The following is a 22,909-nucleotide window of genomic DNA, read 5'->3' as shown; positions in this document are numbered from 1 at the left end:
GCCCCGCGATCGGGGCGGGCTTGACGGCCGCGCCCCGGAGCGGGCACCGCCGCACCCGATACCCGCCCGGCCCCGGCGCGGGCGCTGAACTCCCGGAGACCCGATGGCCCCGACAGACGATCCGACCCCGGTCCTCGTCGATCTCGCGGCCGGCCGTGAGCCGCGGATCGTCTCCGATGCGGGCACGGGAACGACGTGGCTCGAGGTCGACCTCGGCGGCCGCTTCCCGATCCATTCCGTCGCCCTGCGGCCGGGGGAGGGGGCGGTTCCCGCGGAGCCCGGCGACGTCGCGGTGGCGGTCTCGCAGGACGGCGTGACGTGGGCCGAGCCGGACCTCGCCGGCTGGACCGCGACCTCGGACGCCCTCGTCGCCGCGATCGTCCCCGACGAGCGGGCCTGGGCGCGCGCGGTCCGGATCGCCGCGCCCGAACCGGCCCGGATCGCCGGCATCGGCATCCGAGCCGACGAGGCCGCGGTCGACCTGATCGCGCTGCGGGCGATGCTCGGCCTCGACGTGACGCTCCTGAACGAGAAGCCCGGCGCCAACGTCTACGTCACCTACGCGCTCCAGTCGGCGCCCGACCGCGCCAGCCATGCCCTGGTCGGCCTGTCGCTGTTCGAGAACGGCGCCTTCGGCAACTGCCTCGTCCAGTACATCATCGCGGTGTCCATCGCGAAGTCGCTCAACCTGAAATACATCAAGGTGCCCAAGGTCGACCGCAGCAAGGTGATCTTCCTGACCGAGCGGCTGACCTGCGACGGCATCACCTTCATCCCGCCGGACGAGCCGCTGCCGGCGGACGGCTACTTCCTGTCGGGCCTGTATTTCGACCCGACGCAGTTCGAGCGCGTGACCGCGCTGCGGGGGCCGACGGATTCGCGCGCGATCGTGCAGAGCGTGATCCGGCCGCTGTTCAACGGCCTGCCGAAGAGCTTCCCGGTGAAGCCCCACGACCAACTCCTGATCCACATCCGGTCGGGCGACATCTTCAGCACCTGGGTCGATCCGCACTATCCGCAGCCGCCCTTCGCGTTCTACCGGATGGTCATCGACCGGCTCATGGCCGAGCGTCGGATCCGCTCGGTCAAGCTCGTCTTCGAGAACAGACTGAACCCGGTCATCGCCGAGGTGGAGGCGTACGCCGAGCGGCGCGGGTTGCCGGTGGAGATCCAGAGCGAGTCGCTGATCTCCGACGTCGCGGCGCTCGTGAACGGCCGCTACCTCGTCTTCGGGCTGGGGACCTTCGGGCCGGGGATCTGCCACCTCTCGGACCACGTCGAGCAGGTCTTCTACTTCGCGTCGAACTGGCCGCAGGGCTTCCAGTCGATCCCCACCATCGGGAAGGTGGTCGAGGTCCGCGATCTCGAGGGCCGCTACATGAAGGTCGGCGAGTGGCAGAACACCGACGCGCAGCGCCGGACGATGGTGGATTACCCGGCCGAGGCCCTCGCCTTCGACGACGCGTGACCGGCTTGGCGGGCCGGAGGCGCTACGGCGCCGTCCGGAGATGCTCGGCGGGGGCTCCGGCCGGACGGGTCGAGCCGGCGTCGCGCACCTTCAGGGCGTCCGTGTACATCCGCTCCACGTCCGTCCGGAAGGCGGCGCGCGAGTCCGGTCGCGTGTAGAACATGTGCCCGCCCGGATAGACCGCGAGGCTCAGGCGGCCGGCGGCGTAGGCGGGGACCTGCGCCAGCAGGAGCTTCGAGGCGAAGTAGGGCGTCACCAGGTCGGTGAAGCCGTGCGCCACGAGGACGCGCATGTGCCCGTCGAGCGCCAGATCGCCCTTCAGGTTCGACAGGACCTCGGGTGCCTGCCGGCCCGAGCCCCAGTTCCAGCCGCGATTGACGGCGTTGTTCAGGAGCTCGTAGCGCATGTTGGTCACCGGCCATTTCAGCGTCCGCGCGTAGAGGTCGAGCATCGCGCTCGTCAGCGGTGCCTGGAGGGCGGTGAGCTGGGGATCCTCGAAGCTCGACTGGGCGGCGTCCGGGTTCGGGTCCCAGCCGGTGATGCCGGTGTCGTAGGCGCTGGTCACGCGGCCCTCGGCGCGGTCGATCTCGCGCTGGACGCTCCGGGTCGAGAGGCGCGCCGCCTGGGCACGCACCAGGGCGGGGTCGAGACCGACGAGGGGCGCGACCTTCTCGGTCATCCGGGCGACGGCGGCCGTGTCGCTCGGCCCCTTGAGCAGGTCGCTCAGGTACGGGCCCGAGGCGTAGGCCTCCGCGTCGCCGAGCAGGGTTGGCGTCGGCACCGTGCCGGCCCGCTCGAGCGCGCCCGCCGCCAGCGAGGGCAGCTTCAGCACGTAGCCCCACGGGTTGGCCCGCGGCGTCTCCAGCCACGCGAAATCGAGCACCGGCGAGAGCAGCACCATGCCGGACAGGCCGACGCCGATCTCCTCCTGGAGCTTCTCGGCGATCAGCGGGCCGCGGAAGCCGCCGTAGCTCTCGCCGACGAAGAATTTCGGGCTCGCCATGCGGTCGTTGACGCGCAGGTAGCGCGCGATGGTCGCCGCCAGAGTCGAGGCGTCGGAATCGATCGACCAGTAGGCCTTGCCGTTCCCGTCCGCGGCCCGGCTGTACCCGGTCCCCACGGGATCGAGGAAGATGAGGTCGGTGAAGCCGAGCCACGTCCCGTCGTTGGGCGTCAGCGTCACCGGCTGCGACGGGCTGATGCTGTCGCCGCCGACCGGCAGCCGCCAGGGCCCGATCGCCCCGATATTGAGATAGGCCGAGGCGGCGCCCGGGCCGCCATTGACCGCGAAAGTGACGGGACGCTCCCGGCCGGCCTGCGGCGCCATCGTGTAGGCGACGTAGGCGATCTCGGCCTGCAGCTTGCCCGCCTCGTCGACGAGGGGCAGGCTGCCGGCGGTGGCGGTGAAGTCGAGGGTCCGGCCGTCCGGCAGCGTCACGCTCTGCTTGGTCGTCGAATCGGGCGGCAGGCGGCGCCCCTCCGGGCCGCGCTGCGCCGGTTTGCTCTCCGCGGGATGGCCGTGCGGCGCGTCCTGGGCGAGGGCCACTGTGGGCGCTGCGAGGGCCAGGGCGAGGGCGAGCGCGGCGCGCCCGAGACGTGCGTGGGGGGCCATTATCAAGCCTTCTTGTTCCAGCGTCCGGACTCGTCCTGCTGCCAGTAGGCCACCGCGTGGCCGGCGTCCTTGGCCTGCTTCCACTGCTCGCGGGCGCGCAGCAGCGCGTCCTGGTCAGTCCCGTCGAACAGGATGCAGATCCGCTCGTACTGCCCGGCGTCGGGCGGCAGGTCGGCGCCCTCCACCAGGAAGCGGATCGAGGCGGTGTTGGGATTCACGTCCCGGAGCGTGAGCACCACCGGCTGGCTCGCGGCGTCGGGCTCGCGGTCGGTGCCGTGCGGCAGGAAGCTCTCGTCGGAATAAGTCCAGAGGTGGTCATCGAGCGCCTGCAGGCGCTCCTCGCTCGCCGCCTGGATCGCGGCCTGCCAGCCGCGGTCCAGCGAGCGCTCGACGAGGTTCGGCAGCACCTTCTCCAGGGGCTGCCGCTGCATGTGGTAGAAGAGGATCTCGGTCACGGCACCGAGGATATAGGGCCGCGGGCCGCCGCGCGAGCAGCGGCGCGCCGCCGCGGCCTCAGACCAGGCGGCTCTGCTCGATCGCGGCGCCGACGAAGCCCTTGAACAGCGGGTGCGGCTCGAACGGACGCGACTTCAGCTCCGGGTGGAACTGCACGCCGATGAACCATGGGTGCCCGACATGCTCCACCGTCTCGGGCAGGAGGCCGTCGGGGGACACGCCCGAGAAGCGCAGGCCCTTGGCCTCCAGCCGCTCGCGATAGGCCATGTTGACCTCATAGCGGTGGCGGTGGCGCTCCGAGATCTGCTCGGACCCGTAGATCTGGGCGATCTTGGACTCGGGGTCGAGCTTCGCCTCGTAGGCGCCGAGCCGCATCGTGCCGCCGAGATCGCCGGCCGCCGCGCGCCGCTCCAGCTCGTTGCCGCGCAGCCACTCGGTGAGCAGGCCGACCACCGGCTCGGCGGTGTCGCCGAACTCCGTGGAGTTGGCCTCCGGCATCCCGGCCAGCGAGCGGGCCGCCTCGATCACCGCCATCTGCATGCCGAAGCAGATGCCGAGATAGGGGATGCGCTTCTCGCGGGCGTACCGGGCCGCGCGGATCTTGCCCTCGGCCCCGCGCTGACCGAAGCCGCCCGGCACGAGGATCCCGTTGAGGCCTTCGAGGAAGGGCGCCGGATCCTCGCGCTCGAACACCTCGGCCTCGATCCACTCGAGATTGACCTTCACCCGGTGGCTGATGCCCCCGTGGGTCAGCGCCTCGGTCAGCGACTTGTAGGCGTCCTTCAGCCCCGTGTACTTACCCACGATGGCGATCGAGACCTCGCCCTCGGGATTGCGCACGCGCTCGGCGATGGTCTGCCAGCGGCCGAGATCCGGCTCCTCGCCGTGCTCCAGGCCGAAATGGCCGAGCACCTCCCGGTCGAGGCCCGCGGTCCGATAGGAGAGCGGCACCTCGTAGATCGAGGCCACGTCGAGGGCCTCGATGACCGCGGTCTGGCGGACGTTGCAGAACAGCGCGAGCTTGCGCCGCTCGTCCATCGGGATCGGCCGGTCGCACCGGCAGAGCAGGATGTCGGGCTGGATGCCGATGGAGCGCAGCTCCTTCACGGAGTGCTGGGTCGGCTTGGTCTTCAGCTCGCCGGCGGACGGGATGTAGGGCAGCAGCGTCAGGTGGACGTAGCAGCAGGTGCCCCGCGGCAGCTCCTGCCCGAGCTGCCGGATCGCCTCGAAGAACGGCAGGCCCTCGATGTCGCCGACCGTGCCGCCGATCTCCACCAGCACGAAGTCGAAGCTGTCGTTGCCGTCGAGGACGAAGTCCTTGATCGCGTTGGTGACGTGCGGGATCACCTGGATCGTGGCGCCGAGGTAGTCGCCGCGGCGCTCCTTGGCGATGATGTCCTGGTAGATCCGGCCCGTCGTGATGTTGTCGGCCCGGCTCGCCGGAACGCCGGTGAAGCGCTCGTAATGCCCGAGGTCGAGGTCGGTCTCGGCGCCGTCGTCGGTGACGAACACCTCGCCGTGCTGCGTCGGGCTCATCGTGCCCGGATCGACGTTCAGGTAGGGGTCGAGCTTGCGCATCCGGACCCGGTAGCCGCGGGCCTGGAGGACCGCCGCCAGGGCCGCCGAGGCGAGGCCCTTGCCGAGGGAGGAGACCACGCCGCCGGTGATGAAAACGTACCGCGTCATGGGCCTCGGTCCATAAAGAAGCTGCTGGCATTTGCCAAACGACGGAGGCCCCGGCCCGCGCATGGGCTGGGGATCGCGGAACGCATGGCGTGGACCGGCCGAGCGCCGGTCCGTCGGGACAAGGGTCGGACGCTGCGCCGCTCGCGGCGCGCGCCGTCAGCGCGACTGCGGCGCGTCCGGAACCGCCGGCTGGGCGGGGGCCGGCTGCGCGGGAGCCGGCTGGGCCGGGGCGTTCGCGGGCGCCCGGTCCTGCTGCTGGCGCAGCGTGTCGAGCAGGTTGTCGGCACCGGTCGGCTGCTTGGCGGGCTGGCCGGAGGTCTGCGGCGCGCCGGTGTCGAGGATCGACTTCGGCGCCGCCGAGCGGTGCGACAGGATCGCGAGGGTCAGGCTGGTGGCGAAGAACAGGGCCGCCAGGATCGCGGTGGCCCGCGTCAGGGCGTTGGCCTGGCCGCGGCCGGTCATGAACCCGCCGACGCCGCCACCGCCGCCACCGCCGCCGAGCCCGAGTCCGCCCTCGGAGCGCTGGAGCAGCACGACGCCGATCAGCGCGAGCACGATGATGAGGTGGACGACGATCAGGACGGTCTGCATCGGTGTTCCGGGATCTTCTTCAGCGCCGCGCGCCGGCAGCGGGCACCGGAAGACGAACGCACGAGGGCCGGGGCCCGCGATCGTCCACGAACCGCCCCGACGCACGGGCGTGCGGCGGGGGCTTCGGGGGACGCTTCGGGCGGACCGGCCGGAATTCGGCGACGGCATACACCACCGGTCGCCCGCCGCCAACCTGACGCGCGCGGCCGACTGTCCGCTCCGACCCTCGCCTTCGTCGGCGCACCGTGCTCTCTGCCGGGGCAGGGCGGCCGACCGAACGCGCCGCCCGGTCCGGGAGGCAAGCCATGTCCGTGTCACGCCGTGCGGCGCTCGCAGCCGCCATCGCCGCACCCGTCCTGATCCGCCCGGGCTCCGGCTCCGCGGCCGGAACCGATCCCTCCACCCGGGGCGCCGCGGTCGAGCAGGCGGTCGACGCCCTCACCGAGGCTCTCCTCGCCGCCGACGGTCCGGCCCTCGACGCCCTGACCCTCGACGGGCTGAGCTACGGCCATTCCAGCGGTCAGGTGCAGGACAAGGCGGCCTTCATCGAGACGCTGACCAGCAAGCGCTCGACCTTCCCGAGCATCACCCTGTCGGACCGCTCCGTCTCGGTGGTCGGCGACGACGCCATCGCGCGCCACGTTTTCACCGGCGAGGTGGTCTCGGGCGGCAAGACGTCGCCGGTCCATATCGGCGTGATGCAGGTCTGGCACAGCGACGGCGGCCGCTGGCGGCTGCTCGCCCGGCAGGCCTTCAAGATCTGACGGTCGCGCGGCGCGTCTGTCGCGCCGCGCCCAGCCAGGCTTCGCGGGCCCGCGCTCAGGCGTAGGCGGCGCAGATCCCCAGGAAGTCTTCCGCCACGAGGCTCGCGCCGCCCACGAGCGCGCCGTCGACATTGTCCACCGACAGGAGTTCCTTGGCGTTCCCGGGCTTCACCGAGCCGCCGTAGAGGATGCGGATCTTCTGCGCCTCGTCGCCGACGAGCTTGTCGAGCATCTCCCGCAGGGAGGCGTGGACCTCGGCGATGTCGCGCGGCGTCGGCGTCCGCCCGGAGCCGATCGCCCAGACCGGCTCGTAGGCGATCACCGTGTCGGCCGCCGTCGCGCCCTTCGGCAGGCCGATGGCGAGCTGGGCGCGGACGATGTCGAGGGCGCGGCCCTGCTCGCGCTCCTCGATGGTCTCGCCGACGCAGACGATGCCGCACAGGCCGGCGCGGCGGGCGCCCAGCGCCTTGGCGTGGACCCCGTCGTCGGTCTCGTGATGGTAGGCCCGGCGCTCGGAATGGCCGACGATCACGTACTTGGCGCCGAGATCGGCGAGCATCTCGGCCGAGATCGAGCCCGTGAAGGCGCCGCTCGGCCGGGCGTGCAGGTTCTGGCCGCCGATCGCGATCGGCGATCCGGCCGCCGCCGCCACGCAGGATCCGATCAGCGTCGCAGGCGGGCAGATCAGCACGTCGATGCGCGACGCGAGGTCCGGCGAGAGCCCGTCGCGAATCGCCTCGACAACCTGGATGGATGCCCGGGTCCCGTTCATCTTCCAGTTGCCGGCGACAAGCGGCTTGCGCCCAGACTGCGTCATTCCTGCCCTCGCTCCGCCGCGGCTTTCTCGAAGTCGCCGGGGCCTACCAGAGCCAGCTTGAGCGTGCAAACGGCCGGGACCGCCCGAGCCTTTGCCTGTGGACGCGAATGGTCTATCGCGGTCGGCTCTCAGGGACAGCGCCGGCCCGGTGACGGGGCGGCTGCCGAAGGTACTCGATCACAGACCATGCTTCAGGGCATCCGCAACGCCAGCCAGCACTGGCTCGGCAAGATCGTCTTGACGATCATCTTCACGCTGCTGATCGCCGGTGTCGGCATCTTCGGGGTGGAGGAGTTCTTCCGCGGCGGCGCGAGCAACAAGGTGGCCACGGTCGGCAGCACGCCGATCACGGCCGAGCAGGTGCGCCAAGCCTACCAGAACCAGCTGCAGCGCTATCAGACCCAGCTGAAGCGTCCGCTGACGCCCGACCAGGCGCGGATGCTCGGCCTGGACCGGCAGGTGATGTCCCAGCTGATCACCGAGGCCGCCCTCGATCAGAAGACCCACGATCTCGGCCTCACGGTGCCGGATTCCTCAGTGATCAAGGCGATCCACGAGGAGAAGAGCTTCCAGAACCAGCAGGGTCAGTTCGAGCCGCAGCTCTTCTACCAGACCCTGCAGCGCGCCGGCCTCAACGAGGCCCTGTTCGTGCGCGAGCAGCGCTCGGTGATCGCCCGCCTCCAGCTGGCCGAGGCGGTGTCGTCGGATCTGCACGTGCCGCTCGCCATGCGGGAGGCCGTCCATCGCTACACCACCGAGCGCCGCGCGGCCGCCTACCTGATGCTGACGCCCTCGGTGGCCGGCCAGATCCCCGAGCCGACGGACGACGAGCTGAAGACCTGGTACGAGGCCAACAAGTCCGGTTTCCGGGCGCCGGAGTTCCGGGCGGCCAACCTCCTCGTGGTCGAGCCCGAGGCGATGGCGAAGCCCGACGCGATCACCGAGGCCGACGCCCGCGCCGCCTACGCGCTGAACAAGGACCGCTACGGCACGCCCGAGAAGCGCACGATCCAGCAGATCGTGTTCCCCGACGCGGCCGCCGCCGAGGCGGCCCGCAAGGCGATCACGGACGGCTCCAAGACCTTCGACGCGGTGGCGGCCGAACGCGGCACCGACGAGAAGGACCTGACCCTCGGCACGCTGGCCAAGAGCGAGCTGTTCGACAAGGCCGTCGCCGACGCCGCCTTCGCGCTGCCCGAGGGCGGCGTGAGCCAGCCGGTCCAGGGCCGGTTCGGCACCGTGCTGCTGCGCGTGACCAAGATCGAGGCCGGGACGGTGAAGCCGTTCGAGGCGGTGGACGGCGAGATCCGCAAGGCCCTCGCCCTGGCCCGCGCCCGCGACGCCATGGAGACCACCCGCGACGCGATCGAGGACCAGCGGGCCGGCGCCAAGCCGCTGGCCGACATCGCGGCCGAGCGTGGCCTCAAGGTCGTCGCCGTGAAGGCGGTGGACGTGAACGGCAAGGGACCGGACGGGCAGCGGATCACCGACATCCCGGACCCGGAGACCACCCTGCCGGCCCTGTTCCGCGCCGAGATCGGCGGCGACAACGAGCCCCTGCGGACCAAAACCGGCGGCTACGTCTGGTACGACGTCACGGGGATCGACGCCGCCCACGACAAGCCCCTCGACGAGGTCATGGACGGCGTGAAGGCCGGCTGGACCGCGACCGAGATCGCCAAGCGCCTCCAGGCCAAGGGCCGCGAGCTCGTCGAGAAGATCAACAAGGGCGAGACCATGGAGGCCGCCGCCCAGGAGGTCGGCGTCAACGTGCAGGAGGCGCAGGATCTCGCCCGCAACCAGGCCAAGGACATGCTCACGGCCGACGTCGTGAACCTGATCTTCGCGACACCGGTGGGCAAGGCCGGCACGGCGGCTGCCGGCGATTCGCGGGCGGTCTTCAAGGTCACGGCGGCCACGGTGCCGGCCTTCGTGGCCGACAGCCCGAGCGACAAGCAGATCACGCAGAGCTTCCAGGCGGCGCTCGCCGACGACGTGCTGTCCGAGTACATCAGCGAGGTCCAGAAGAACGCCGGCGTGAAGGTCGATCCGGCCGCCCTGCGGCGCGCCATCGGCGGCGAGTATTGAGGCATGGCCGACGCGCCCGATTACGCGGCCTTCGCGGCGCGCTACGAGGCCGGGCAGCCGAGCCTCGTGGCGGTGAGCCTCGTCGCCGATCTCGAGACGCCGGTGGCGGCGTTCCTCAAGCTGCGCGCCGGCCATGCCGGGCCGGCCTTCCTGCTCGAATCGGTCGAGGGCGGCGCCGTCCGCGGCCGGTACTCGATGATCGGCCTCGATCCGGACCTGATCTGGCGCTGCCGGGCGGGCGCGCCCGCGATCGCGCGCGGGGCCGATCTCACGCGGTTCGAGCCGGATTCGCGGGCGCCGCTGGCGAGCCTGCGGGCCCTGATCGCCGAGAGCGCCATCGGCGAGTCGGACGGCCAGGACCTGCCGCCGATGGCCGCCGGCCTGTTCGGTTACCTCGGCTACGACATGGTCCGCGCCATGGAGCGGCTGCCGGAGCCGAACCCGGATCCGCTGGGCGTGCCGGACGCGATCCTGGTGCGCCCCCGGGTGATGGTGGTGTTCGATTCGATCCGCGACGTCATCACGGTCGTCTCGCCGATCCGGCCCGCCCCCGGCACCGCGGCCCGGGCCGCCTACGAGGACGCGCTGCAGCGCGTCGACCGGGTCGCCGCCGCTCTGGAAGGGTCACTGCCGATCGAGGCGCGGGTGGACCTGTCGGCGGTCGCCCCGCCCGAGCCGGTCTCGAACACGCCGCCGGACGATTTCTTCGCCATGGTGGCGCGCGCCAAGGAGTACATCGTCGCGGGCGACGTCTTCCAGGTGGTGCTGTCCCAGCGGTTCTCGGCGCCGTTCACGCTGCCGGCCTTCAGCCTGTACCGCTCGCTCCGGCGGACCAACCCGGCGCCGTTCCTCTGCTACCTCGATTTCGAGGGCTTCCAGATCGTCTGCTCCTCGCCGGAGATCCTGGTGCGGGTGCGCGACGGCGTGGTCACGGTCCGCCCGATCGCGGGCACGCGCCGCCGCGGCGCGACCCCGGCCGAGGATACCGCCCTCGCCGAGGAGCTGCTCGCCGACCCGAAGGAGCGGGCCGAGCACCTGATGCTGCTCGACCTCGGCCGCAACGACGCCGGCCGGGTCTCGCGGATCGGCAGCGTCCGCGTGACCGACTCGTTCTTCATCGAGCGCTACAGCCAGGTCATGCACATCGTGTCGAACGTCGAGGGCGACCTCGACCCGCGCCACGATCCCCTGGACGCCCTGGCGGCGGGATTCCCGGCCGGCACGGTCTCGGGCGCCCCGAAGGTGCGGGCCATGGAGATCATCGACGAGCTGGAGCGCGAGAAGCGCGGGCCGTACGCGGGCTGCATCGGCTATTTCGGCGCGCGGGGCGAGATGGATACCTGCATCGTCCTGCGCACCGCGGTGGTGAAGGACGGGACCATGCACGTCCAGGCGGGGGCCGGGATCGTCTACGATTCCGATCCCGCCTCCGAGCAGCAGGAATGCGTCAACAAGGCCAAGGCACTGTTCCGGGCCGCCGAGGAGGCGGTGCGCTTCGCCGCGCAGGCCAAGCGCGGGCAGTAGGGCGGACGCGCGGCTGCGCCGCCGTCCGACGCCGACGGTTGACCGCGCGGGTGCGAGCGGTCACATCGCCTGCATGCCCGAGCGTGCCGCCGCGATGCCCAACGTCCTCGTCATCGACAACTACGATTCCTTCACGTGGAATCTCGTGCATCTGATCGGGCCGCTCTGCGGCGCGGTCGAGGTCGCGCGCAACGACGCGCTCACGATCGCCGACATCCGCGCCAAGGCGCCCGACGCGATCGTGCTGTCGCCCGGGCCGTGCACGCCCACGGAGGCGGGGATCTGCCTCGACGTGGTCCGCGACCTGTCCGAGGAGATCCCGATCTTCGGCGTGTGCCTCGGCCTCCAGGCGATCGGCCAGGCCTTCGGCGGCGACGTCGTGCGCGCGCCGCTGCCGCTCCACGGCAAGGTCTCGACCATCCGGCACGGCGCGCGCGGCCTGTTCCGCGGCCTGAACGACAGTTTCGAGGCGACGCGCTACCACTCCCTGGTGGTCGACCGCGCGACCTGCCCGACGGCCCTGAGGGTCACCGCCGAGGCCGACGGCCTGATCATGGGCCTGGAGCACGCCGACCGGCCGCTCCACGGCGTCCAATTCCATCCCGAGAGCATCCGGTCGCAGCACGGCACGGAGATCGTGAAGAACTTCCTCGATCTCGCCGCCGCCTGGAACACGGCGCGTGACAGGACGCGTGCCGACGTGCATTGACGCCGGGGGCCGGGGCGGCCCTCCGTAAGAACCCATGGACAGCTTCAGACCCCATCTCGCGAAGGTCGCCGGGGGCCTCGCCCTCGACCGCGCCGAGGCCCGCGCCGCCTTCGACGACCTGCTGTCGGGCGAGGTCACGCCGGTCCAGGCCGGCGCCTTCCTGACCGCCCTCAAGGTGCGCGGCGAGACCGTCGAGGAGATCGTCGGCGCCGCCGAGGCCATGCGGGCGCGCATGACCCGCGTCGCGGCGCCCGCGAACGCCGTCGACGTCGTCGGCACCGGCGGCGACCATTCCGGCAGCGTCAACGTCTCGACCCTGGCGGCGATCGTCGTGGCCGCCTGCGGCGTGCCGGTGGCCAAGCACGGGAACCGGGCGGCGACCTCGCGCTCCGGCGCCGCCGACGTGCTCGCGGCCCTGGGCGTGCGGCTCGGGCTCGATCCCGCCGCGCAGGCCCGCTGCCTCGCCGAGGCGGGCCTCTGCTTCCTGTTCGCGCAGGCCCACCACCCGGCGATGCGCCACGTGGCGGCGGTCCGGTCCGAACTGCCCGTGCGGACGATCTTCAACCTGCTGGGGCCGCTGAGCAACCCGGCCGGCGTCGGCTACCAGCTCTTCGGCGTCGCCCAGGAGGCCCTCGCGGAGCCGCTGACGCGGGTCCTGGCCGAGCTCGGCAGCCGCCGGGTCTGGACCGTCCACGGGTCCGACGGGCTCGACGAGATCACCGTCACCGGTTCGACGCGGGTGGTCGCCCTCGACGAGGGGCGGCTGTCCCACTTCACCATCGACCCGCGCGACTTCGGTCTGGCGCTGCGCGCGCCCGAGGAGCTGCGCGGCGGCGACCCGGCCGACAACGCGCGGTCCCTCGAGGCCGTCCTGGCGGGGGCGCGGAACGCCTACCGGGACATCGCGGTCCTCAACGCGGGGGCGGCGCTCGTCGTCGCGGGGGCCGCGCAGGCCCTGGCGGACGGCGTCGCGCAGGCGCAGGATGCCGTCGATTCCGGGGCCGCCCGGGCGACGCTCGCCCGCCTCGTCCGGGCCTCGAACGACCACTCCAACGGGCAGGAGGGCCGATGAGCTCGCTGACGCACGAGGCGACCCCGGAGACCGGCGCCGGGACGCCGACCGAGCGGCCGAACGTCCTCGCCCGCATCGAGGCCTACAAGCGCCGCGAGATCGCCGAGGCGAAGCTGCGCGTGCCGCTCGCCAAGCTGGAGCGGAAGGTCGCGCAGGCGGAGCCGGTGCGCGGCTTCGCGGCGGCGATCCGGAGCCACCTCGCCGCGGACCGCCCGGCGCTCATCGCCGAGGTGAAGAAGGCCTCGCCCTCGAAGGGCCTGATCCGCGCCGATTTCGACCCGGCAAGCCTCGCCGCCGCCTACGAGGCCGGCGGCGCCACCTGCCTGTCGGTGCTGACCGACGAGCCCTCGTTCCAGGGGCGGCCGGAGTACCTGACGGCGGCGCGCGCGGCCTGCGGGCTGCCCGTCCTGCGCAAGGATTTCCTGTTCGAGCCCTATCAGGTCTACGAGGCCCGGGCCTGGGGCGCCGACTGCATCCTCGTCATCATGGCCTGCCTCGACGACGACGAGGCCGTCGCCCTGGTCGAGACGGCACACCTCCTCGGGATGGACGTCCTGGTCGAGGTGCACGACGAGGCCGAGCTGGCGCGGGCCATCCCCCTCGGCACAGCGCTGATCGGCATCAACAACCGCAACCTCAAGACCTTCGAGGTCTCGTTCGAGACCGCGATCCGGCTGGCGCCGGGGATCCCGGCGGACCGGATCGCCGTGGCCGAGAGCGGGATCGGCGACCACGCGGACGTGGTCCGGCTGCGCGACAACGGCCTCGGCGTGGTGCTGGTCGGCGAGAGCCTGATGCGGCAGCCGGACGTCGCGGAGGCGGCCCGCGCCCTGCTGTTCGGCGCCGCGGAGGCCAAGGGCGGCAAGCCGCGGAAGAAGGCGTAAGGCATGCGGCCGGGCTCGACGCTGACCCATCTCGACACCAGCGGCGCGGCCAACATGGTCGACGTCACCGACAAGCCCGCCACCGACCGGACGGCCCGGGCGGAAGGCCAGATCGTGATGAAGCCCGAGACCCTGGCCCTGATCCGCGAGGGCGACGCCAAGAAGGGCGACGTGATCGGCACGGCCCGGCTCGCCGGCATCATGGCGGCCAAGCGCACCCACGAGCTGATCCCGCTCTGCCACCCGCTGCTGCTGTCGAAGGTGCGGGTCGAGTGCGAGCCCGACGACGCGCTCCCGGGCCTGCGCATCGCCGCCGAGGTCCGGGTCCAGGGCCCGACCGGCGTCGAGATGGAGGCGCTGACCGCCGTCTCGGTGGCGTGTCTCACGGTCTACGACATGGTGAAGGCGGTCGATCGCGGCATGCGGATCGAGGGGATCCGGCTGACCGCCAAGGACGGGGGCCGCTCGGGCACCTACCGGGCCCCGGCGGAATGAGCGGCTTGATCCCGGTCGCCGAGGCGCTGGCGCGGGTGCTCGCGAGCGTCGCCGCGCCGGTCGAGCCGGAGACCGTCCCGCTGGCGCAGGCCTGCGGCCGGACGCTCGCCGCGGACGTCGTCGCCTCACGGACCCAGCCGCCGTTCCCGGCCTCCGCCATGGACGGCTACGCCGTGCGCGGCGCCGACGCCGGGGAGGTCGGGGCGATCCTGCGGCTGATCGGCGCCAGCGCGGCCGGTCACGGCTTCTCCGGCCGCATCGGCCCGGGCGAGGCGGTCCGGATCTTCACCGGGGCGCCGGTGCCGGAGGGCGCGGACGCGATCCTGATCCAGGAGAACGCCGCCGCCGAGGCGGGCGCGGTGCGCGTCCTGGAGCCCGTGGAGCCGGCGCGGTTCATCCGCCGGGCCGGCCTCGACTTCACCGCCGGCGAGACCCTGATCCCGGCCGGCATGAGCCTCGATGCGCGGCGGCTGGCGCTCGCCGCGGCGGCCGGTCATCCGCGCCTCCCGGTCCGCCGCCGACCGCGCGTCGCGATCCTCGCCACCGGTGACGAGCTGGTGGAGGCGGGCGCGACGCCCGGCTGGGACCAGATCGTCGCCTCCAACAGCCTCGCGCTCGGTGCCCTCGCCGCCGAGGCGGGCGCCGACATCGTCGATCTCGGCATCGCGGGGGACGACCACGACGCCCTGGCGGACGCGTTCCGTCGCGCCCGCGCGGCGCGGGCCGACCTGCTGATCACCCTCGGCGGCGCCTCCGTCGGCGACCACGATCTGGTTCAGGCCGCGCTCGCCAAGGAGGGGTTGGAGCTCGGCTTCTGGCGGGTCGCCCTCCGGCCGGGCAAGCCGCTGATGCACGGCCGCCTCGGCGACATGCTGGTCATCGGCCTGCCGGGCAACCCGGTCTCGTCCATCGTGTGCGGGCTCCTGTTCGTGGTGCCGGCCATCCGCGCGTTCCAGGGTGATCCGCGGGCCGGTGCCGACCGGAGCGAGCCGGCGACGCTCGGCCGCGACATGCCGGAGAATGACGGCCGGGCCGACTACATGCGCGCGAGCCTCGCCCTCGAGCCCGACCGTCTGCCGGTCGCGACTGCCGAGCGGCGTCAGGACTCGTCGATGCTCGCCGTCCTCGGACGGTCCGAAGCCCTGCTGATCCGCGCCCCGCACGCGCCGGCCGCGCGCGCCGGCGATCCCTGCCGGATCATCCGCCTCGATCGGCGCCTGCTCTGATCGTCAGGGCGCGACGCGCCAGACCTTGAGGGGACCGGGCACGTCCAGCGGCACGAGGCGCGCGCTCCGGGCCGCGCCCGCGGCGAGCCGCGTGGCGAACGCCGTCTCCGCCTGAAGGTTCTCGGCCGGCCGGGCCGGGCAGGCGACGATGTAGCGGACGTCGAACGCCGTCAGCACCCGGTCGAGGTCGGCCTCGGTGCCGCCCAGCCCCTCGATCGCCGCCGTGAGGCCGGGAATGGCCCGGTGATAGGGCGCGGCGATGATGCTGTGCGGGGTGCGGAGGAGGATCGACGGCCCCATGAAGATCGGGGCGAGCACGGTGCCTTCCGACAGGTGCGCCAGGGGGCGGACCGCGGCGTCGCCGAGGCAGGCATTGGTCTCGGCCGCGTCGGGCGCGTTGCGCAGGCCGGGCGCGAGGGTCTCCGCCAGGAGCGCCGGGATCATCCAGAGGCTGCTGACCATCGCGGCGCCGAGGAGCGCGACGGGCCAGCGCCGCGCCCCGGCCGGCAGGGCTGCCCGTGCCAGCGCGCGGTCGAGGACTACGCCCGCCACCAGCGGCACGAAGCCGGAGACGATGTAGAGTCCGCGGAACTGCGCGACGCCGAGGATCAGCCCCGGCCACAGGAACAGCGCGACCACCGACCAGGCCCGGCGTTCGGGGCCGCGCCACACCATCCCGGCGGCCGTGAGACTCGCGAGGATCACGACCGGGTAGAAGACCAGCGCCTCCCACTGGCCGCGGGCCACGAACTTCGCCAGCGGCGCCATCTCGTTGACCGTGAGCAGCCAGTGGATCCGCACCAGCGGCGGCATGTCGGGGAACGGGCCGCCGAGGCAGGACGGGAAGGCGGCGGCGAACCCGGCCAGCAGAACGCTGCCCGCGAGGCCGGCCAGGGCGAGGCGCGCCGGGACCGTCGCGAGGCGCTCGCCCGCGGCGGCGGCGATCGCGGCGAGGGTGAGGCCGCCCAGGGTGAGCCAGAGCCAGGGTGGCGAGAGCGCGTCGCAGTGGGAGACACCCCAGAGCGAGGGGGCCGTCTGGATGGCGAACAGCGCGGGGGCGGCGAGGCCTAGACCCAGGCCGAAGCCCGCGAGCGACGCCAGCGCGGGCTGTCCGCGCAGGCACCAGTCGCCCGTGAGGAAGAGGGCCGCCAGCGCGACGAAGGGCAAGCCCTCGAGCCCGATCGCCAGCGACACGGCCGCCAGGATCCCGCCGATCAGGCCGGGTCGCAGGCCGCCGCGGATCATGCAGAAGGCGAGACCGAGGATCGAGAGAATCTGCAGATTGTGGTGGTCCACCCGCCCCGCCTGGAACTGGATCGTCACACCGAAGGTCTGCGTGGCCGCGATCAGGGCCAGGACCGCGGCACGGCTGCCGAAGCTGTGTCGGACACCGCGATACAGGAGCCAGGCGTAGAGCCCGAAGAGCAGCACGGGCCAGAGTGCCGCCGTCAGGCCCTCGGCGAGCGCGGGGCCCGTCAGGGGCGTGAGCGCCAGGATCAGGCCGGCGATCGGCGCGTCGACGAGGCGCGACCAGTGGCTCGGCACGCCGCCCGGGGGCAGGAATCGGTACTGGACGTTATCGTACCAGCCCTGGCCGGCCACCAGGTCGCGCACTTCCACGAGGCGCATCGCGTCGTCGGTATCCGGGACGCGCAGGTGCTGGACGGTTTCCCAAACCGCGTGGGGCGCGTTCATCGTCGCGATGCAGAGGGCGGCGAGGATCCACAGCAGCGTGCGGGCCTCGATCCGCCCGCGCGGTCGGGAGAGGGGTAGCGCCGGAGCCGGCATGGTTGGTGGATCACCCGGGCGGGCGGTCGATGCCCTCGCCGGCATGCTCGCGCGGTTCCGCTTAACGCGCGGTCAAAGGGCACCGGACGCGCGGTCCGGACGTCGAGCCGGCCCCGCGGCGCCAGCGATTCCTTAACCACGACCGGGCATCCTGGCGACCGGTCGGCGTCCTGCGCGTCGCGCGCCGCACCAATCGCCGGAGCATGGGATGAGCCACCACACCGAGACGCTGGTGATCGGCGCCGGGCCCGCGGGTCTGACTGCCGCCTACCTGCTGTCGAAGAAGGGCCGCTCCGTCACCGTTCTGGAGCGGGATCCGGCGCAGGTCGGCGGGATCTCGCGCACTGTCTCGCACAACGGCTACCTGTTCGACATCGGCGGCCACCGGTTCTTCTCGAAGTCCCAGGCCGTGGTCGATCTCTGGGACGAGATCCTCCCAGACGACTTCATCGAGCGCCCGCGCCTGTCGCGGATCTACTATCGCGGGCGCTACTACGCCTACCCGCTGAAGGCCTTCGAGGCTCTGCGCAACCTCGGGATCCTCACCAGCGCGGCCTGCGTCGCCTCCTACCTCTACGCCCGCCTGCGGCCGGTGGCGGAGCCCAAGACCTTCCATGCCTGGGTCCGCAACCAGTTCGGCGAGCGCCTGTTCTCGATCTTCTTCAAGACCTACACCGAGAAGGTGTGGGGTATGTCGTGCGACGCGATCTCGGCCGACTGGGCGGCGCAGCGCATCAAGGGGCTCGACCTCGGCGCGGCGATCCGCGACGGCATCAAGCGGTCGCTGGGCCTGCGCAAGGCGCCGAAGGCCGGCGGCCCCGTCATCAAGACTCTGATCGAGTCGTTCCGCTATCCCCGCCGCGGCCCCGGTATGATGTGGGAGGCGGCAGCCGCCAAGATCCGCGCCCAGGGCGGGCAGCTGAAGCTCGACCGCGGCGTCGACTCCCTCAGCTACGATGCCGGCACCGGCATCTGGACGGTGGCGGCCCGCCGCTCGGACGGCAGCCGCGAGACCTTCACGGCCCGCAACGTCGTCTCGTCCGCGCCGGTCCGCGAGCTCGTCGACGCCATCCGCCCGCGGCCGCTCAGCACCTTCAACGCCCGGGCGCTGAAGTACCGCGACTTCCTGACGGTGGCGCTCATCGCCAAGTCGGACAAGAACTTCCCGGACAACTGGATCTACATCCACGACCCGTCGGTGAAGGTCGGTCGGGTGCAGAATTTCCGCTCCTGGTCGCCCGAGATGGTGCCGGACGCGGACCACACCTGCCTGGGTCTGGAGTATTTCTGCTTCGAGGGCGACGGCCTCTGGAACGCCGACGATTCGGAGCTGGTGGAACTCGCCAAGCGCGAGATCGGTCAGATCGGCCTGATCGACCCGGCCGACGTCGTCGATGCCTGCGTGGTCCGCCAGCCGAAGGCCTACCCGGTCTACGACGAGGAGTATGCCGGCCACGTCGTCACCGTGCGGCGGGAGCTGGAGCGGGATTTCCCGAGCCTGCACCTCGTGGGCCGCAACGGCATGCACAAGTACAACAATCAGGACCACGCGATGATGACCGCGATGCTGACCGTGGAGAACATCCTCTGCGGCCGGCGCCGGCACGACGTCTGGCGGGTGAACGAGGACGCCGAGTACACCGAGTCCGGGGTGTCGGGGGCCGACGTCGCCCTGGGCAGCGAGCGCCTCGTCCCGCGCAAGGTCGCCTGAGGCCAGTTCCAATCGGCCTCCCGTCTTTGCGAGCGAAGCGAAGCAATCCAGGGCGGCGCTGAGCGCCTAGAAGTCGCGCTGCCCCGGGTCGCTTCGCTTCGCTCGCGATGACGGCGTGTGCGACCCCACTGAGGTGACGATCGGAAACCCCGCGGTCGGCGACAGGGCCCGGGCCGCGTCACCGGCGCGGCTTGCCGGTCTCTGCGGCGCCCCTATCGTTCTCTCCCGGTAATGCCCTGGTCCAAGGGCCGCCGGGAGGATTCTATCGATGCGATCTCTGCTTCTCGCCGCGCTCTTCGCGGGCGTGGCCATGCCGGCGGCGGTGCTCCCCGCCCTGGCGCAGGGTGCGGCCCCTGCCGAGACCAAGGCCAAGACCGACGACCTCGAGAAGCTCCAGGGCTTCCACAGCACGGACACGCAGGCCGCCGCCGAGATCCCGCAGACCGGCCGCCGCGCCGACGCGATCCGTAAGAACCTGTCGAAGGTCAAGCTGCCGGACGGCTTCAAGATCGACCTGTACGCGGTGGTGCCGGATGCCCGCGCCATCGCGGTCGGTCCCAACGCCGGTGTGCTGTTCGTCGGCACGCGCAAGAGCAAGATCTACACGGTCACCGACCGCGACAAGGACCGGGTTGCCGACGAGGTCCGTCCCTTCGCGCCGGGCATCACGTTCAAGATCCCGAACGGCGTCTGCTTCTCGAAGGACGGCGTGCTCACCGTGGTCGAGCAGAACCGCGTCCTGGCCTTCCCGGCCGCCGAGTTCTTCTACGAGAACCCGGACGTCGCCGCCGGCGTGCTGGTCAAGCAGGGACAGCTGATCCCGGCCTCCGAGGAGAGCTTCAACCACACGGCCCGCGTCTGCCGGGTCGGGCCGGACGGCAAGACCTACATCGCGCTCGGCCAGCCCTACAACGTGCCGCCCGCCGAGAAGGCGGACCTCTACAAGAAGACCGGCATCGGCGGCATCATCCGCATCGACGCCGACGGCAAGAACCGCGAGGTCTACGCGACCGGCATCCGCAACTCGGTCGGGATGGATTTCAATACCGACAAGTCGCTGTGGTTCACCGACAACCAGGTCGACGGCATGGGCGACGACAAGCCGCCGGGCGAACTGAACCGCTCCACCAAGGCGGGCGAGAATTTCGGCTTCCCGTGGTTCGGTGGCGGCTCGGTCCGCACGGTCGAGTACAAGGACCAGGCCCCGCCGGCCGACGCCGTCGCCCCGCAGGCCGAGCTGCCGCCGCACGCGGCCGATCTCGGCATGACCTTCTACAACGGCAAGCAGTTCCCGGCCGCCTACAAGGGCGGGATCTTCATCGCCGAGCACGGCTCGTGGAACCGCACTGAGCCGGTGGGCGCCCGGGTGATGTTCGCCAAGCTCGGGGCCGACGGCAAGGTCGAGTCGGTCAAGCCGTTCGCGGAAGGGTGGCTCACCGGCGACGGCGAGTATCTCGGCCGCCCGGTGGACGTCGCGGTGATGCTCGACGGCTCGCTGCTGGTCTCGGACGATTCCGCCGGGGCGATCTACCGGATCTCCTACGAGAAGTAGTCTCTTGTCACCTGGCGCCTCTCCGCTCGTGAGGCGCCAGGTCGCGGAAAGCCGCAACGCGCCCTCTCTGACGTGCAGGAGAGGGCGCGCGCCTCCCGTTCCGACGCGAGCGGGCAAGTCTTCACTGATCTCAGAGTTCGAGCCCGCCCGATGATCCGCCCGCTTCTCGTCCTCGCCGCCACCCTCGTCCCGCTCTCGGCGCAGGCCGGCGACGCGGCCGCAGGCAAGAAGCGCGCGACCGCCTGCCAGACCTGCCACGGCATGGACGGGCTCTCGAAGCTGCCGGAGGCGCCGAACCTCGCCGGGCAGGTCGAGCCCTACCTCGTGAAGGCGCTCACCGAGTACCGCGACGGCAAGCGGCAGAACGAGATCATGAACGTCGTGGCGAAGGAACTGTCGGACGCCGACATCGCCAATCTGGCGGCGTACTACGCGGGCATCCAGATCGACGTGCTGCCGCCGGGGTAAGCGGCACCACCGTCATTGCGAGCGGAGCGAAGCAATCCAGGGCGGCGGGCCATTGACGAGCGTCGCGCACCTGGTTTGCTTCGCTCCGCTCGCAATGACGCGGAGGATCAATCGTCCATCTTCAGTGCGGCGATGAACGCCTCCTGGGGGATCTCGACGCGCCCGAACTGGCGCATCTTCTTCTTGCCTTCCTTCTGCTTGTCGAGAAGCTTGCGCTTGCGCGAGATGTCGCCGCCGTAGCACTTGGCGGTGACGTCCTTCGACAGCGCCCGGATGGTCTCGCGGGCGATGATCTTGCCGCCGATCGCCGCCTGGACGGGGATCTGGAACAGGTGGCGGGGGATCAGGTCCTTCAGCTTCTCGCACATGGCCCGGCCGCGCGACTCGGCGCGGGTGCGGTGGACCAGCATCGAGAGGGCGTCCACCGGCTCGGCATTCACCAGGATCGACATCTTCACGAGGTCGCCCTCGCGGTAATCCGACACGTGGTAGTCGAACGAGGCGTAGCCCTTCGAGATCGACTTCAGCCGGTCGTAGAAGTCGAACACGACCTCGTTCAGCGGCAGGTCGTAGACCACCATGGCGCGCTTGCCGACGTAGTTGAGGTCGATCTGCACGCCGCGGCGGTCCTGGCAGAGCTTCAGCACGCCGCCGAGATACTCGTCGGGCGTCAGGATCGTGGCGCGGATCCACGGCTCCTCGATCGTCTCGATCTTCATGATGTCCGGCATGTCGGCCGGGTTGTGGAGCTCCTTGGTCTCGCCGTCGCGCATCTTCAGGTGGTAGACCACCGAGGGCGCCGTGGAGATCAGGTCGAGGTTGAACTCGCGCTCCAGCCGCTCCTGGATGATCTCCAGGTGCAGGAGCCCGAGGAAGCCGCAGCGGAACCCGAAGCCCAGCGCCGCCGACGTCTCCATCTCGTAGGAGAACGAGGCGTCGTTGAGCCGGAGCTTGCCCATGGCGGAGCGCAGGTTCTCGAACTCGGCCGCGTCTACCGGGAACAGGCCGCAGAACACCACCGCCTGGACCTCCTTGAAGCCCGGCAGCATCTCGGTGGTCTGGCGCTTGTCCTCGGTGATCGTGTCGCCGACGCGGGTGTCGGCCACCTCCTTGATCGAACCGGTGAAGAAGCCGACCTCGCCCGGGCCCAGCGCGTCGATGTCGGCCATCTTCGGCCGGAACACACCGATCCGGTCGACGCCGTAGACGGCGTCGGCGCCCATCATGCGGATGGTCATGCCCTTCTTGAGTGTGCCGTCGATGATCCGCACCAGCACGACGACGCCGAGATAGGCGTCGTACCAGCTGTCCACGAGCAGCGCCTTCAGGGGCGCGTCGCTCCTGCCCTTCGGCGGCGGCAGGCGGGTGACGATCGCCTCCAGCACCGCCTCGATGTTGAGGCCGGTCTTGGCCGAGATCGGCACGGCATCGGAGGCGTCGAGGCCGATCACCTCCTCGATCTGCTCCTTGACCCGGTCCGGCTCGGCGGCGGGCAGGTCGACCTTGTTGAGGACCGGGACGATCTCGTGGTTGGCGTCGAGCGCCTGGTAGACGTTGGCGAGCGTCTGCGCCTCGACGCCCTGCGAGGCGTCGACCACCAGGAGCGAGCCCTCGCAGGCGGCGAGCGAGCGCGAGACCTCGTAGGCGAAGTCCACGTGGCCGGGCGTGTCCATCAGGTTCAGGACGTAGTCCTTGCCGTCCTGGGCCTTGTACTCCAGGCGCACGGTCTGCGCCTTGATGGTGATGCCGCGCTCCTTCTCGATGTCCATCGAGTCGAGCATCTGCTCGCTCATGTCGCGGAGCGCGACCGTGCCGGTGGCCTGGATCAGCCGGTCGGCCAAGGTCGATTTGCCGTGGTCGATATGCGCGACGATCGAGAAGTTGCGGATGGTGTCGATCGGGGCTGTCATCGGCATTCCGTTCGGGCGCGCGCCGGCGCGCACCGTCTGACGTCGGGACGTGTTCGGATGGAGCGGCTCCCGCGCGAGATAGCAGCGC

General features: G+C 71.4%; 19 protein-coding genes. 12 read left to right on the top strand and 7 right to left on the bottom strand.

Annotation, left to right across the window (positions count from 1 at the left end; genetic code table 11):
• Positions 1-103: 103 nt before the first annotated feature.
• Positions 104-1,468 carry a discoidin domain-containing protein gene (locus ACLBYB_RS11780; RefSeq protein ID WP_447698874.1) on the top strand — a complete coding sequence of 455 codons (1,365 nt, stop codon included), beginning with the start codon at positions 104-106 and terminating at the stop codon, positions 1,466-1,468.
• Between the two features lie 22 nt (positions 1,469-1,490).
• Here the strand turns inward: ACLBYB_RS11780 and ACLBYB_RS11775 are convergent, their stop codons facing one another.
• From ACLBYB_RS11775 to secG, 4 genes are all read right to left on the bottom strand, one after another.
• The gene (locus ACLBYB_RS11775; RefSeq protein WP_447698873.1) at positions 1,491-3,080 is read right to left on the bottom strand and encodes a S10 family peptidase; all 1,590 of its coding nucleotides are present in this window, start codon (positions 3,078-3,080) and stop codon (positions 1,491-1,493) included.
• A gap of 2 nt (positions 3,081-3,082) precedes the next feature.
• Positions 3,083-3,535, bottom strand: coding sequence for a DNA polymerase III subunit chi (locus ACLBYB_RS11770; RefSeq protein ID WP_020094625.1), 453 nt, complete (start codon positions 3,533-3,535; stop codon positions 3,083-3,085).
• A 58-nt stretch (positions 3,536-3,593) separates the two neighbouring features.
• Positions 3,594-5,222, bottom strand: a complete 1,629-nt coding sequence (locus ACLBYB_RS11765) for a CTP synthase (protein WP_132366463.1) — start codon at positions 5,220-5,222, stop codon at positions 3,594-3,596.
• A gap of 156 nt (positions 5,223-5,378) precedes the next feature.
• Entirely contained in the window at positions 5,379-5,813 is a 435-nt protein-coding gene (gene secG, locus ACLBYB_RS11760) for a preprotein translocase subunit SecG (protein WP_042672232.1), read from the bottom strand.
• Positions 5,814-6,118: 305 nt separating this feature from the next.
• On the opposite strand from secG, the gene ACLBYB_RS11755 reads away from it, so the two are divergent.
• Positions 6,119-6,577 (top strand): nuclear transport factor 2 family protein, encoded by a 459-nt coding sequence (locus ACLBYB_RS11755; protein WP_447698872.1) that lies wholly within the window; start codon positions 6,119-6,121, stop codon positions 6,575-6,577.
• 55 nt (positions 6,578-6,632) lie between these two features.
• Here the strand turns inward: ACLBYB_RS11755 and tpiA are convergent, their stop codons facing one another.
• The gene (gene tpiA, locus ACLBYB_RS11750; protein WP_020094621.1) at positions 6,633-7,394 is read right to left on the bottom strand and encodes a triose-phosphate isomerase; all 762 of its coding nucleotides are present in this window, start codon (positions 7,392-7,394) and stop codon (positions 6,633-6,635) included.
• Positions 7,395-7,580: 186 nt separating this feature from the next.
• Between tpiA and ACLBYB_RS11745 the strand changes: the two genes are divergently transcribed.
• From ACLBYB_RS11745 to ACLBYB_RS11715, 7 genes are all read left to right on the top strand, one after another.
• Positions 7,581-9,482, top strand: coding sequence for a peptidyl-prolyl cis-trans isomerase (locus tag ACLBYB_RS11745; protein ID WP_447698871.1), 1,902 nt, complete (start codon positions 7,581-7,583; stop codon positions 9,480-9,482).
• Between the two features lie 3 nt (positions 9,483-9,485).
• The gene (gene trpE, locus ACLBYB_RS11740; protein WP_447698870.1) at positions 9,486-11,006 is read left to right on the top strand and encodes an anthranilate synthase component I; all 1,521 of its coding nucleotides are present in this window, start codon (positions 9,486-9,488) and stop codon (positions 11,004-11,006) included.
• 94 nt (positions 11,007-11,100) lie between these two features.
• Complete coding sequence (locus tag ACLBYB_RS11735; RefSeq protein ID WP_042672235.1) at positions 11,101-11,715, top strand: anthranilate synthase component II; 615 nt, start codon at positions 11,101-11,103, stop codon at positions 11,713-11,715.
• Positions 11,716-11,749: 34 nt separating this feature from the next.
• A complete protein-coding gene (gene trpD, locus ACLBYB_RS11730) occupies positions 11,750-12,787 on the top strand; it encodes an anthranilate phosphoribosyltransferase (protein WP_447698869.1) in 1,038 nt (345 codons plus the stop codon).
• Positions 12,784-13,671: an indole-3-glycerol phosphate synthase TrpC gene (gene trpC / locus ACLBYB_RS11725; RefSeq protein WP_447698868.1), complete on the top strand. Its 888-nt coding sequence runs from the start codon at positions 12,784-12,786 to the stop codon at positions 13,669-13,671. Before trpD ends, trpC begins: the two co-directional genes overlap by 4 nt.
• 3 nt (positions 13,672-13,674) lie before the next feature.
• Positions 13,675-14,166, top strand: coding sequence for a cyclic pyranopterin monophosphate synthase MoaC (gene moaC / locus ACLBYB_RS11720; RefSeq protein ID WP_020094615.1), 492 nt, complete (start codon positions 13,675-13,677; stop codon positions 14,164-14,166).
• Entirely contained in the window at positions 14,163-15,392 is a 1,230-nt protein-coding gene (locus ACLBYB_RS11715) for a molybdopterin molybdotransferase MoeA (protein ID WP_447698867.1), read from the top strand. Before moaC ends, ACLBYB_RS11715 begins: the two co-directional genes overlap by 4 nt.
• Before the next feature lie 3 nt (positions 15,393-15,395).
• Here ACLBYB_RS11715 and ACLBYB_RS11710 read toward each other — a convergent pair whose 3' ends face one another.
• Positions 15,396-17,180, bottom strand: coding sequence for a hypothetical protein (locus ACLBYB_RS11710; RefSeq protein WP_447698866.1), 1,785 nt, complete (start codon positions 17,178-17,180; stop codon positions 15,396-15,398).
• A 208-nt stretch (positions 17,181-17,388) separates the two neighbouring features.
• On the opposite strand from ACLBYB_RS11710, the gene ACLBYB_RS11705 reads away from it, so the two are divergent.
• From ACLBYB_RS11705 to ACLBYB_RS11695, 3 genes are all read left to right on the top strand, one after another.
• Positions 17,389-18,891, top strand: a complete 1,503-nt coding sequence (locus ACLBYB_RS11705) for an NAD(P)/FAD-dependent oxidoreductase (protein ID WP_020094612.1) — start codon at positions 17,389-17,391, stop codon at positions 18,889-18,891.
• A 268-nt stretch (positions 18,892-19,159) separates the two neighbouring features.
• Positions 19,160-20,443 carry a PQQ-dependent sugar dehydrogenase gene (locus ACLBYB_RS11700; protein ID WP_447698865.1) on the top strand — a complete coding sequence of 428 codons (1,284 nt, stop codon included), beginning with the start codon at positions 19,160-19,162 and terminating at the stop codon, positions 20,441-20,443.
• Positions 20,444-20,593: 150 nt separating this feature from the next.
• A complete protein-coding gene (locus ACLBYB_RS11695) occupies positions 20,594-20,911 on the top strand; it encodes a c-type cytochrome (protein ID WP_091680759.1) in 318 nt (105 codons plus the stop codon).
• Between the two features lie 107 nt (positions 20,912-21,018).
• On the opposite strand, the gene lepA is transcribed toward ACLBYB_RS11695, so the two are convergent.
• Positions 21,019-22,821 carry a translation elongation factor 4 gene (gene lepA / locus ACLBYB_RS11690; RefSeq protein WP_042669970.1) on the bottom strand — a complete coding sequence of 601 codons (1,803 nt, stop codon included), beginning with the start codon at positions 22,819-22,821 and terminating at the stop codon, positions 21,019-21,021.
• Positions 22,822-22,909: the final 88 nt, after the last annotated feature.

This window comes from Methylobacterium sp. D54C (assembly GCF_053345595.1).
This window is presented reverse-complemented; position numbering and strand designations above follow the sequence as displayed.